17 protein-coding genes are annotated in these 11825 nt (G+C 69.8%); 1 reads left to right on the top strand and 16 read right to left on the bottom strand.

Annotation, left to right across the window (positions count from 1 at the left end):
• The 12 genes from ABD844_RS52575 to ABD844_RS52520 all read right to left on the bottom strand — a co-directional run.
• The coding region (locus ABD844_RS52575) for a hypothetical protein (protein ID WP_344897760.1) at nt 1-192 on the bottom strand (192 nt) is incomplete at its 3' end.
• A gap of 72 nt (nt 193-264) precedes the next feature.
• Nucleotides 265-630, bottom strand: a complete 366-nt coding sequence (locus ABD844_RS52570; protein WP_344897757.1) for a hypothetical protein — start codon at nt 628-630, stop codon at nt 265-267.
• A complete protein-coding gene (locus ABD844_RS52565) occupies nt 631-1566 on the bottom strand; it encodes a phage major capsid protein (RefSeq protein WP_344897754.1) in 936 nt (311 codons plus the stop codon).
• An 18-nt stretch (nt 1567-1584) separates the two neighbouring features.
• Entirely contained in the window at nt 1585-1965 is a 381-nt protein-coding gene (locus ABD844_RS52560) for a capsid cement protein (protein WP_344897751.1), read from the bottom strand.
• A gap of 2 nt (nt 1966-1967) precedes the next feature.
• Entirely contained in the window at nt 1968-3263 is a 1296-nt protein-coding gene (locus ABD844_RS52555; RefSeq protein WP_344897748.1) for a head maturation protease, ClpP-related, read from the bottom strand.
• Between the two features lie 3 nt (nt 3264-3266).
• Nucleotides 3267-5396 (bottom strand): phage portal protein family protein, encoded by a 2130-nt coding sequence (locus tag ABD844_RS52550; RefSeq protein WP_344897745.1) that lies wholly within the window; start codon nt 5394-5396, stop codon nt 3267-3269.
• Complete coding sequence (locus ABD844_RS52545) at nt 5386-5646, bottom strand: hypothetical protein (RefSeq protein WP_344897742.1); 261 nt, start codon at nt 5644-5646, stop codon at nt 5386-5388. The genes ABD844_RS52550 and ABD844_RS52545 overlap by 11 nt, the downstream gene beginning before the upstream one ends.
• Before the next feature lie 46 nt (nt 5647-5692).
• Entirely contained in the window at nt 5693-7237 is a 1545-nt protein-coding gene (gene terL / locus ABD844_RS52540) for a phage terminase large subunit (RefSeq protein ID WP_344897739.1), read from the bottom strand.
• A 4-nt stretch (nt 7238-7241) separates the two neighbouring features.
• Nucleotides 7242-7661, bottom strand: a complete 420-nt coding sequence (locus ABD844_RS52535) for a hypothetical protein (protein ID WP_344897736.1) — start codon at nt 7659-7661, stop codon at nt 7242-7244.
• Nucleotides 7662-7673: 12 nt separating this feature from the next.
• The gene (locus tag ABD844_RS52530) at nt 7674-7961 is read right to left on the bottom strand and encodes a hypothetical protein (protein WP_344897733.1); all 288 of its coding nucleotides are present in this window, start codon (nt 7959-7961) and stop codon (nt 7674-7676) included.
• Nucleotides 7962-7977: 16 nt separating this feature from the next.
• Nucleotides 7978-9216 carry a LamG-like jellyroll fold domain-containing protein gene (locus ABD844_RS52525; RefSeq protein WP_344897730.1) on the bottom strand — a complete coding sequence of 413 codons (1239 nt, stop codon included), beginning with the start codon at nt 9214-9216 and terminating at the stop codon, nt 7978-7980.
• Between the two features lie 12 nt (nt 9217-9228).
• A complete protein-coding gene (locus ABD844_RS52520) occupies nt 9229-9738 on the bottom strand; it encodes a hypothetical protein (RefSeq protein ID WP_344897727.1) in 510 nt (169 codons plus the stop codon).
• Between the two features lie 68 nt (nt 9739-9806).
• Here ABD844_RS52520 and ABD844_RS52515 point away from each other — a divergent pair, with 68 nt between their 5' ends.
• On the top strand, nt 9807-10130 hold the full coding sequence (locus ABD844_RS52515; protein WP_344897724.1) for a hypothetical protein: 324 nt from the start codon (nt 9807-9809) through the stop codon (nt 10128-10130).
• Here the strand turns inward: ABD844_RS52515 and ABD844_RS52510 are convergent.
• From ABD844_RS52510 to ABD844_RS52495, 4 genes are all read right to left on the bottom strand, one after another.
• Nucleotides 10127-10381, bottom strand: a complete 255-nt coding sequence (locus tag ABD844_RS52510) for a hypothetical protein (protein ID WP_344897721.1) — start codon at nt 10379-10381, stop codon at nt 10127-10129. The genes ABD844_RS52515 and ABD844_RS52510 overlap by 4 nt on opposite strands.
• Nucleotides 10382-10469: 88 nt before the next feature.
• Nucleotides 10470-10622: a hypothetical protein gene (locus tag ABD844_RS52505; protein ID WP_344897718.1), complete on the bottom strand. Its 153-nt coding sequence runs from the start codon at nt 10620-10622 to the stop codon at nt 10470-10472.
• Nucleotides 10623-10838: 216 nt separating this feature from the next.
• The gene (locus ABD844_RS52500; RefSeq protein ID WP_344897715.1) at nt 10839-11240 is read right to left on the bottom strand and encodes a hypothetical protein; all 402 of its coding nucleotides are present in this window, start codon (nt 11238-11240) and stop codon (nt 10839-10841) included.
• Between the two features lie 137 nt (nt 11241-11377).
• Nucleotides 11378-11632 carry a hypothetical protein gene (locus ABD844_RS52495; protein WP_344897712.1) on the bottom strand — a complete coding sequence of 85 codons (255 nt, stop codon included), beginning with the start codon at nt 11630-11632 and terminating at the stop codon, nt 11378-11380.
• Between the last annotated feature and the right edge of the window lie 193 nt (nt 11633-11825).

The following is an 11825-nucleotide window of genomic DNA, read 5'->3' as shown; positions in this document are numbered from 1 at the left end:
GACGCCGCCCACCGTGGCGAGCACCGTGACCACGGCGTCCTCGATATGCCGCTGCGCTTGTACGTCGGTCGGGGTCGTCTCCGACGTGAACGTGTTGAGATACCGCGTCTCGCCCGGCGGTTCGATGGGCCGGGTCCGGGTGGGGATGTGGTCGGCCACCATCTCCAGGCTCGGCGTCCACGGCTCGGCCACGACCGTTCACCTCCCCTGGGGTTCACGGTCGGGTGGCCCGGCGCCTACGGGGGTGACGCCGGGCCACGTCAGCTACTGCTTGTCCGGCTTACTCACGTACCGGGCGAGCAGCTGTTCGCGGGTCGCCTTCTCCAGCTCGGCGGCATCGTCGCCTCGGGCGACGCCGTGCGCGACGAGCTCGGCCTTGGAGGAGCGGGCGGTGACCGGTGGCGCTGCCGGGCCGGCCGCTTTGACCGCCTCGGAAGGCTTGGCTTCCTCGGCGGGCTCGACTGCCTTGATCAGACCGAGCGACAGCAGATGCTTGATCCGGTCGGCAGGCACCGACGGAGGCAGCAGATGGTTGGTGTAGAACGTCGCCATCTGCGTCCCCTGTCCCGTACTCACCGGGACGTTGGTGACGCACGGCGCCACAACCTGATACGTCGTCGCCATGATCATCTAGTCCTTAGTGTCGATGATGCGGACACCCGCGCCGGGCTCCTGGATCACGGGTACCGTCGGACGCCGCGCCCAGATGTCCCAAGAGTTGGCTCGTGCGATCCGCTCGGTCTGGACCTGGACGCCGTTCTCGGCCTGCACGTAGCCGGGGTCGGGCCCGACCTCGTCGGCCATCCCACCCAGCTCGCTCGAATCGAGCACCCACACATCGCTGCTCGGGAGGCGGCCGGCGGGGGCCTTCACCACGACAAGGTCGTCGATCATCTCGACCTCGCCGCCGTAGATCGGGTTGTCGAGCGTCTCCCTACGGCGGAGGTTGTTGACCTTCTCGTCGCTGACCATGATCGCGTACATTTCCGACGACAGCAGCAGCGTGTCCGCCTCGTATCCCATGTCCAGGTCAACGAGGAAGGCTTTCGCGATCTCCAGCGTCCGCAACACGTTCGCCGCCGAGCTGTTCCACGCGCCGCCGTAGGTGTCGGCGTCAACGGTCTGGGTCACGGCGGAGGCTACGGCGGAGATCGCCAGAGAATCGACCTTGATCAGGACCGTGTTGATAACCTTCCGCAGCATACGGTCCAGTTCGTCACCACCGCGGATCCGTCGCTTGATGGCCGCGTCCGTCAATCGGGACGCCTGACCCCAATCCTGCACAGCCGCCAGAGCAGCGGCGCCATCGGCGGTCAGCGCGTAAGGGTAGGTGGAGCCCGGCGACACAGCCTCCACCGGCCGAGACGTCGTGATCGGCTCGGAAACCTCATACAACACGGCCCCGCCACTGCTCCGGAACCGCTGCGGCAGAATCCGGTCGGCGACAAACCGCATGTCAGCCAGGGTGCGCAGCCGCCGCCGCAGCTGCTCAGGCGACTGCAGGAGCCGATGAATGGTAAGCAGGTCGCCGGCGAGGTTCGGCGCTCCCGGGGGGTTCACAGGCATCGTGCCTTGTCCTTCCTGTTAGCGGCCGATCCAGCGGGCCTTGGCGCCCGCTGCGGCCGTGGTGAGCGCGGTGCCGATGTGGGTGCCCGCGGCGGCGACCGTGGCGAGCGTCCCGGAATCGATTCCGCCAGACGTTGACGAGGTGAGGGCCGCGCCAGCGGTGACACCGGCCGGGCTGACGGTCTCGTGGATCACACCGCTGATCGGCCACACGGTGACGAGCCCGCCGGTCGGGGCGTCGTGCTGGGCCACGCCGATCGCAGCTCCGGACGGGCCCGCAGTCGGGGCGACCGTGCCGACGCCGGAGGCCGCAAGGACCTGGCCGCCGAGGACGGAGGCGCTGACGGTCACCGTGAACGGGTCGGCCCCGTTCCGGTGAACGGGCAGGTAGTCAGCCACGGCTACGCCCTCCCGGGGGTCGTGAAGATGCGGTCGTACGCCGCGTCCTCGTCTCTGGTGTCGGGCTCGCCGCCGGGCTCGCCGATCGGCTCCAGAGGGACCAGCCCCTCAGCGAGCGAATCGAGCAGCTGGCGGGTTCCGTCCGGGTCGGCGTCCCACGCCTTCGCCCAATGCGAGCGCCGGGCGGGCGCGAACTTCCCGAGACGGACGGCCTCGTTCAGCGCCTGCTCGCGCGCCTCGGCACGCTGCTGCGCCCGCGCCGCGACGCCCTCGGCCGCGTTGGAGCGCAGCTCGGACAGGGTGGCCTCATCGACGAGCACCATCCCGTCGGGCAGCTGCGCCGCGATCGGCTCCTGCCGCTGCGAGGCGGGCGGAGCAGGGTCGTCGTCGGCGCGCTCCTCCAGCGCCTCGTCGAGCGCCTGCAGCAGGGCGTCGTCGTCGAGCTCGGCGCTGGTGATGCCGAGCCGCTCACGCAGCCCCTCGGCGAGAGTGGACATGCTGTCCTCCTCCTGTGTTTTCTGGGCCCCCGCGGCCGGCCCGGCCGGGGGAGCATGCTGGGCCTGTCCGTTCACCGGCAGGCGGGCGTTGCGGACGACGGCCAGGTTCGGGGCGGGCGACCGCTCGCGGCCGGCGTACCGGTACACAGTCAGGTCCCAGGAGCGGGTCAGCGCCTTCGCCGCCTCGTCAGGCTCGTCGTCAGGGGCGTCCTCAGGCGGGCGGCGCTCGGCGACCTCGTCAGCCAGGCCCGCCGTCACCGCCTCCGCCGCGGTGAACCACGTCTCGGCCGCCATCAGGGAGCGCCAATGCTGCACGTCGCCGCCGGCGCGTTCGGTGTAGACGGCGGCCAGGTTGTCGGACTGGCGGTCCAGCCGCTCAGCCGCGTCCCGCATGTCGTCGGCATCGCCGATGCACAGCGCCCACGGGTTGTGGATCATCATCTGGCTGTGGGGCTGCATGACCACCCGGTCGCCGGCGAGGGCGATCACCGACGCGATCGACGCGGCCAGACCGTCCACCCACGTCGTGACGTTGGCGGGGTGGGACCTGAGCAGGTTGGCGATCGCGATGCCGTCGAACACGTCACCGCCCGGGCTGTTGAGCCGCAGCCGGATCTCGCTCGCGGTGATCGCCTTCAGCTCGCCGATGAAGTCCTGCGCGGAGACGCCCCAGTAGGAGATCTCGTCGTAGATGTAGACCTCGGCGGGGCCGTCGTCGTCGCCGGCGGCGTTGCGGATGCGGTACCAGTCGGCGCGCTCCTCCCGCTGTTGGGCGCGTGGCCGCGCGGTTATGTGCCTCACCCGTCACTCCTCCTGAGTCCAGATCGCGATCACCGTGCCGCGGCAGCGCAGCCGGCCTTGGCAGTCGATGTAGCCGCCCGGCGCGTAGGCGGCCTTAGCCTCGGCCAGGCCGCCGAAGACGTGGCCGTCGATGTCCCGGCACGGGCTGCACGTGTTGGTGTCGAGCACTTCCAGCCCCTGGTAGCGGGCTGCGGGGGCGGCTTCGAGCACGGCGAGGCGGCCGGACATCTGCGCCGTCGAGAGCGCGCCGCCGAGCTGCTCGCGCAGGAAGGCGTCCGACAGGCTCTCCAGATGCTCGGTGACGGCGTCGGCGACCTGGCCGCCGTCGGCGCCGGGGATGGCCAGCCGCAGCGCCTCCCTCGCGGCGGCCCCGGCCAGCCACACCGCAAGCAGCACCGCGAGGGCGGCGGCGATCGCTCCGAGGTGGCCTTCGTCGACCGGCGGCGGCTCGACCTGCACCTGCTGCGCGGCGGCCTCCGCCGCCATCTGTTCAGCGGACGCCGCCGCCAGGTCGGTCATGGCGTCGGTGAGGAGCTGCTCGGCGTCGGCGGCATCGAGTTGCATCTGTGCGAGCCCCGGCAGGTCCCCGGCATCAACGGCCGTTTTCACCAGCTCGGCGAGGGTGTCCCGCCATGCCTGCGAGATCGACTCCCACGCGGCGATCAGCGCGTCCAGCGCCTCCTGCCAGAGGGTCTGGATCGCGTCGGGATCGACGCCGGACTGCGCCTCGTCAAGGGTCAGCTGACGCCGCTCCTGCGTCGCGGCCCGCGGCCTGCGCTGCCTGGGCGTGCGCGCTCGCGGCCGGGACGGCGGGCGGCGATGGCCTTGCTGTCCCCCATCGGGCTCGTCCGGCTCAGGATCGGGCTCCGCATCCGGGTCGGCGTCCGGGTCTGTCTGGGAGCGGCGGGCAGGCGGCGCGTTCTCCGCTCTCTCCGGCAGTCGCATCGCCTGCCGGATGTACGCCTCCAGCTCGTCGTCGGCGGTGATCGCGCCGACCGAGAGCAGCAGCTGCAGCGCCTCCGCGGTGACCTCATGCCGCGTGCCGACGTCGGCCGCGATCACCTTCGGTGCTGGTTCGTCCTCGCCGAAGTTGAAGTCGACCAGTTGCGTGACGACGCCCGGCATCGACGGGTGTCCGGACGTGGCCACGTCAGCGATCTCGTCGGCGATCCCTTGCAAGCTCAGGAGGAACAAGTCCAGAAACGACTGGCCGAGCGCCCGGGAGCCGTTAGGGGTGTTGCCCAGGTCCTGCAGCCCCGCCAGAGCCGATCTGCTCATCTGCTGGTCGAGGTAGGTGATGAACGCCAGCGCGTCCGGGGCCGAGCCGCTCATGCCGGTCAAGCTCAACCTGAAGTTGGGCGGCAGGCCGATGCCGGCCTGGTCGCCCGCGCGCATCGCGGAGGCGAGCTTCTGCGCCTCGGCGATCTGGCCAGCGGTCGCGCCCGGCGGGGCCTCGACCGCAGGGATTCCCATCCCGAAGCGCCGGATCGACGTGGCGTTGATCCTCCAGAGCTCGTGCTTCAGCAGCCACGGGCCGTAGCTCGCGCGCATGACCGATCGGCCCGCCCAGTTGGCTCCCTCTCTGGCGTGCACGTACCAGGCCAGCCGGTGAGCTGGGATCGGTCGGCCGCCGCCCGCGATGTCCTGCGACGCTGACCGGATCGTGCCGTCGGGGGCCAGCTCGATGTCCGCGATGGTGTGTGGCATCCGTTCGCCCAGCGCCACCAGCCGTGCTTGGCCGCGCCGGATCTCGTAGCGGCGCTCGAACACCATGTGGCCGAACACCAGCGACAGCAGCGCCAACCGGATGTGCTCGGCCCAGGAGACGCCGCGCCGCCGCGCCCCGGTCGGCTTGGCGTCCACCCCCTTGATGGGCAGCCCGAGGTCGTCGGCAACCAGTTGCACAACCTCGTCGCGGCAGCCGGCGGGGTCCAGCTGCCATGTAGCCCGCCTGATCGGCAGTGTGTAGGCGGCGAGGACCCCCGCGAGTTGCGGGTCATGGCGCATCTTGGCGTAGGTGCGGACGCTGGTCGGCCACTGTAGGTCCGGCAGGATCTCCAGCCAGTCATCGACCCAGCCGCCGAGGATCGAGTCGAGGCCGCCGATGTCGCTGGTCGGGACGCTACCCACCATGAGAGACGGCCTCCTCCAGCTTGGCGGCGGCGTCGCGAAGCATCTGGGCGACCCCTGACCGCAGCTCCGTGCCGTCCAAACGGGCGTTCAACTCCACGGCGATGGCGTGCTGGCCTGGCTGGCGGTCGCCCTGCGTGGCGTAGACCGGCACGCTCACGCTGCCGAGTTCGTAGTCGGCGCTGCCGACGCGCAGCACCACCGGGACGTCAACGCGGGTCAGCAGGAATCCCTCTATCGGCGCGCGGGCCATCACTCACCCCGCTCCGATGTCGTGGCGGGCCGTGGCCAGCCGCGGGTCAGTATTCGAGGGACATGAAGTCGACGTCGCCGCTGTCGCCGCCGGTCGCCGCCGTGTACGCCTGCTCGATCGCGCCGCCGGCCGGCACGTCGTCGCCGTCCGCGCCGGGGGCGTCCTGGCGCACCCAGTGCATCGTCACCACGCGCGCCGCGTACGCCAGCGTGTCCACCTGGTCGTCGTGCTGTGCCGAGGGGAAACCGGCCAGCTCGTCGCACCATTCGTCCAGCCAGGACGCCCCCGCGGGGAACCACACCCGGTGCGCTTTCAGGCGTGATGTGGCGGGCAGCGCTCGGGTGAGCTTGTCGGTGTCGGCGGTGAGCGGCTGCACCGGCACTCCGCTGGCAGTCGCGTCGATTACCAGCGTGGTGCCGATCCACCCGGCCTCCACGTAGACCGTGTCGGCCGCCCACCGCTCCCGCAGGGGCCGCACCAGGTCCCAGTGGTCCGCTTCCTCGATCCGGGCTCTCCGCCGGTCCAGGAGGATCAGGTCGCCATCTGGGGAGATCGCCCACACGGAGGCGACCGTCCAGTCTGCCGACGTTCGTGTGCTCGCCGCCAGATCGACCGTGAGAAATCTCCAGCAGTCGTCGAGCGCGACCGCTCGGCCTCCGAGGTCGATTCGGCTGCCGGACATCGGGCCGTGCCTCGACGGGTCCGGGGGCATCTGATGCCAGTACCGGAAGTCGCTGCGGCGGAAGAGATTGCCCTCTGCGACGGTCGGCGCCTGCTGGTAGATACCGCTGAACACGTACGCGCTCCGCAGCTCCTTCAGCCGGCGGAAGAACCCGGGCCGGCGCCGCTGCACCGACGCCAGTTCTTCACCCGGGCGGCGGCCAAGCGGGTCTCCCTCCTCAGCGATCGCCGGGATCCGCAGCACTCGCCACCGGCCTGGCTCCCGCGTTAGTAGCCGCCCGGCGAGATCGTCTTCGTGCCAGCGGGTCATCATCAGCAGCACCCGGAAGCGGGACGACTGGCGGGTGGACGCGTTGCTCTCCCACCAGTCCCAGGCTGCCTCCCTGTACGTGGCTGACTCGGCCTCGGCGCGGCCTTCCACCGGGTCGTCGATCACCATGACGTCCACGGGCTCGCCCGTGATGCCGCCCTGGATGCCGACGCAGAACAGGCGCCCGCCCTGCTCGGTCTCCCACCGGCCCGCCGTCTGCGCGTCCTTCCTGAGCGTGATCCCGAGCTCGGTGTGCGTGCGGACGTCCCGCAGGATCTGCTTGCCCCATCTGACGGCCTTATCGGCCGAGTAAGACACGATCGCGATCCGCAGCGTCGGATCGTGCGCCAGCAGCCATGCCGGCGTCCTGCGAGAAACCCGCTCCGACTTGCCTTCTTGCGGAGGCGTGAAGATCATCAACCCGCGGTCGTCTCTGCCGTCGAACAGCTCCACCAGCTCCTGGTCGATGCGGGCGAGCATCGCCGTCTGCCGGTGGCCCCGATCGATGGCGGACGCCATCGCGCCTGGACTCACCCACTTGCGCGGCTTCGGCCGGAAGCGGTCGGCCGCCACCCTCCAGGGCGACAGCGTCGCTGTCACCAGGTCACGGCTCGCTTCCGGGCATCGTGATCGTGCCGGAGTTGATCTGCACGGTCACGCCGGGCGAGATCGTGGCCGTGTTGAGGATCAGTTGCGTCCCGGCTGTGCCCGCTGAGCCGTCGATCACCGTAGCGCCGTCGCGGTCCTCGATTCTGAACCATCCGGCGGTCCCAGCGGCCAAGCCGTCCGTATTCAGTGGGACGCCGAGCAGAGTGGCCACGCCGTTGCTGGCCGCCGTGAACGCGGGCAGCGCCAGCGGCACTTCGGCCAACAGTGTGCCGGTGGGCGCGCTGTTCGCCGACGCGGGCTGCGACCCGCTGTAGATCCGCAACCTGCCGGCCGGATTGGTCGTCCCGGCGTCAACCCGGTCCACCACCGCGTCGCAGGCGGCCGAACGGACGCCGTCGGGGATACGTGTGACCATCGTCGGCCCTCCTCAGGTGATGTGCAGCGGGAAGGGCCCGAGAACGGGCACCTCCGGAGCGGATGTGACGCGGACCCAAATGCCGTACGTGAGCCCCTTCTCCAGGGGCAGCGCCGTCCCTGGACCGACCAGCACGGACGCCCGGATGTCGATCCACGCCGCCGGCTTCCAGTCGGTGGGTATCGGGTCCTGCCCCTTCGGCACGATCGCCATATGCACCGGCAGCTCGGTGAACTCCGGCGGCCCCTTCGTGATCGGCACCTTGACGAACACGACCGAGAGCCACGAAATCCGCAGCACGCCGTCCCCCTCCCGGTCAAGCCGTAGGCCGACCAGCAGCCCAGGCAGAGGCGGCGCTCCCGGCGTCCATCAACGAGGCGGGCAGGCCAGCCGACCAGTCCAGCTCAGGCCCCGGCGATTCCAAGGTGACGTCGTAGATGACGTCAGCCGCGACCTCCGCCGAGAAGCCCGGCAGCTCTGCGTCTGCGGCACCTTCCACAATCGCGGTGCCGGACATGGCAGCGTCGAAGGCCGGGAGCGTAGCGTCCACCGCGCCGGACAGGACTTCGCCTTCCGCCGCCGCGCCGAGCGGCGGCAGCGTGCCGACGAGTTCCCCGGGCAGCGGAATGTTGCCCTCTGCCCCGGCGGACAGCGCCGGCAGCGTTCCGGCCAGTTCCCCGGGAGAGTGTGTGAAGGCGTCCACCGCGGCCGAGAATGCGGGCAGCGCCCCATCGGCGTCGCCGCCGACCTCGGCCGCGCCCTGCACGGCCGCCGACATGCTGGGCAGCCCCGGCGCGGCCTGGCCAGACACTTGGGCAGTCCCGGCTGCTTCCCCGCCCAGCGGCGGCAGGCTGCCAGCCACCTCCCCGTCGATGCTCGGGATGGCGGTGCTGACGACGATCCGGCGTCGTCCTCGCTGCCAAGGGATCGGCGGGCCGTCCTCGAGCGTCGCCCCGCTGCCCGGTGTCAGGACCTGGCCCAGGCCGGAGTAGTCCACGTTCTCGACCCGCGTGAATGGATACCAGCCGCGCAACCCGACGGTCCGCTGCGGCATGTACGTCGAGGACTCCAGCTCCAGCTCATTCATCGTGAGCGGCGCGTTCCACACCTTGACGGCCGCCAGCGTCCCGTTGAGGAACTCGTTTGCGGCCTGCCCATCGCCGATACGTAGCGTGTTGGCGCTGATCGTGACGTTGGTCTGGGTTGGGCTCCCGCCGGCCCACGTGGTGCTCCCGGCCGCCCTGATCCGGACTCTGACCAGGCCCGGGTTCGCGTCGGCCGAGATGCCGATGTAGTACCAGGTGCCGACCGTCATCGTCTGCCCGGCAGTTCCGAACCAACCGCCTGAATCAGTCTGATAGGTCAGCGCTGCGCCGTCCCAGGCGTTGCATCGCAGCCGGTTGGTGCCGCTGCCGTTGTCGATTTGCCACAGGACCGTCGCCGTACCGCGGTTCACTGCCAGCCGCGCCCAGCAGGTGACCGTCCAGCTCGCCACGCTGGCCAAGCCGGTGACCCGGGTGTAGCCGTCGCCGTCGGCGTCGAACCGGACCGCCACGTGACCCGCCTCCTACGTGTCCGGGTAGGAGATCCGGGCGCTCGTGAGGATCGCGTCAGCCGTCAGCGTGTCCACCGCCGGGTTACGCATGACGCGCAGCCAGCACTCATCACCGACAGCCATACCGTCCTGGTCCGTAACCGTGATGACGGACCTGTGTAGCCGTCGTGCCGTCGTGCCGAGATGGCTGGTTGTCACCGTTGGCATGCCCGCGAAGCCGGCTGTCTCCACGTCTTCGGTGTCCGCGCTTGGCGTGATGGCAGCGATGGCCGCCCCCCAGTTGACGGTGCCGCTGGTGCCGGAGACGGCGTACCAGATGATCTCCACGGTGACGTCTGCCCCGGCTGCGTACCCGAAGGGCGTGAACTTCCAGTACGCGTATTCCTGGGCCGTGCCTGCGCCGTCGAACGCCAGCCCGGTGACCGGGAAGGTCGTCCCCTGGTTGATCACGAACTGAGGGAAACCAGCCGCGGTCCGAAGAGCCGCCTCCTCCGGAGGGAGGTACTGGTAGACGGTGGCCATGTGCACCCCCGACCCCAGTAGCCGTCGAACGCGTGTACGAGAATCCAGGAGTGGAGGCGTCACGGGTCGTGCTGCAGAACTGGCCCTACGACAAGGGCGCAGGCGGCTGGGTGGGGCCTCATGACGACCCGATCCGGTATTGGGTCGTCGCTACAGTGCACGCCTACTACGAGGCACCGCGCGTGCCGTTCGGGACCGTCGACGATCACGGCCGGCCGATCAAGCCGCGGCCGGAGCTGCACGCCTACCACGTTGACCTGATCGGCGACCTAGGCATGCCCGACCATAAGAGTGTGCTGCTACATCAGGTGGCGCCCAGCCAGAACTGGATGATCAAACCGGTCACTGACGAGATACTCGCCAAGATCGCGATGTACCGGGTCACCGACTAGGCACCCTGCCAACGCTCACGCAGAGACGCACGCAACTCATCGCGCTTCTCCGGTGTCGCCGGCACCTCCTCGCCGCGGGCAAGACAACCGTCGATCGTCGCCAGGTCACGCCAGTCGTAATAGATCCGCCGCTGCTCGCGACCGATGACGCGGGCAGCGTACCTCTCGCGCCATTTCCGGAAGGTGGAGGGCCGCCGGCGGAGACGGACCGCGGCGTCGCGCGCGCTGATCGGTTCGGGGTCCACGCTCACCCCCAGACATGCGAAATGCCCCCAACCGTCTGGCTGAGGGCACAAGTGATCTGTCTGCGGGAAGTGTGACACACCGTGACGTGAGGCTTCAAGCTGGCGGAATGCCGAGCCGCTCCTGAACGGTCATCCCGTACACGCTCTCCGGGGCGTGGATCGGCAGGACGTGCGGCACGATGAGCGCGCCGTCGGCCACGGGCAGTACATCGCAGGCGAGGGTGAGGGCGGCCGTCATGCGGTCCATGATCGCAGCCTGCGACCACCGGTGTAGCCTCGCGGGACAGGCCTTCACGGTGGATGGAGGGGCGGCTGGGCTGATCGCCGACCGCTGCCTGACAGCAGGCCCTCCGCTGGCGGTGATGCTGCAGACGGGCCGCCTTCGGACCCTGGAGCTGCGAACTCGCGGGAGACGGGCGTCCCGCTTCACGCAGCGGGGGCGCCCTTCGCTCCCCTGATCAAGTCAGCGGGACTCCTCTTCCTCGTACTTGCGGATACTCTCGCCGATGCTGTGCATGGCCGCGGTTCCGGCGCTGGCCGCCTCACCGGCTCGCTTGATCCCCTCTCCGAGATCCCGGAGGAGCTCCAGCACTTTGGGCCTTGAGAGGATCTTGGCGGCTCCGACGCGGCGTGCGATTTCGTTAGCGCTGAGGCCCGCTTGGTTGATCCGGGTGAGCCTCGCCCGGAACTGGTCCTGGGCGTCGAGCAGGCTGGAGATGGCGGCGTCGAGGTCGGCCCTCAGGTCGGTGGGGGAGCTGGCGTCGCCGGCTGCGGGAACTGTCCTGGTCAACTCGGCAGCGAGCATGGACGAGACATCGGCGTCCGGGGTGGTTCCGGAGCTGGCGTTGTTGGGGTGGTCGGTCATGGGACCCCTCCTGGTCAAAATGTTTACCACCAGCATCCGGTCAAAGTATTGACCGGTCAAGGTTTTGACCGGTGCGGTAAGGGGCTTGTGTCCGAGACGCCACTACGCCGATCGAGCACCGCCGGGCCGCGGTCAGCTCATGGCCACGGCCCCTGACGTTGGGCGATGTCGATGTTCTCCCGATGCTCGGCCTCGATGGCCTGCTCATCGACGAGGTACGCCTGACCATCCGGCACGACGGGGCTCGCCACCACGGAGAGGATGTCAGCGGCCCCGCTCCGCTCGATCGCGGTGCGCACCGCACCAGCCTGGCCGGGCGAACAGACGACCGTCCGCTTGGAGCCGCCCACTATCTGCTGCCAAAAACGCACGTCATTCAGCGGTTCTCGCAAGGGCGCATCTCCTTCACGGCGCGGGGCCGCCGGCTACTCCGCTTCTTGCGCCCGGGCCGACGCATGGCGTCGGCAGAACGGGCGTTTTGGCTGGAGCAGTCCGGCGGGCCGCCGCAAACAGTTAGGGCCTGGCAGGGACGGATTCGAGAATCCGAAAATTGGCAGCCCTGCCAGGCCCGCAGACTGATCTCCA

The organism is Nonomuraea antimicrobica (assembly GCF_039536965.1).
GTDB lineage: Bacteria > Actinomycetota > Actinomycetes > Streptosporangiales > Streptosporangiaceae > Nonomuraea > Nonomuraea antimicrobica.
The sequence above is the reverse complement of the archived record's forward strand: the minus strand, read 5'-3'. Positions and strand labels throughout refer to the sequence as shown.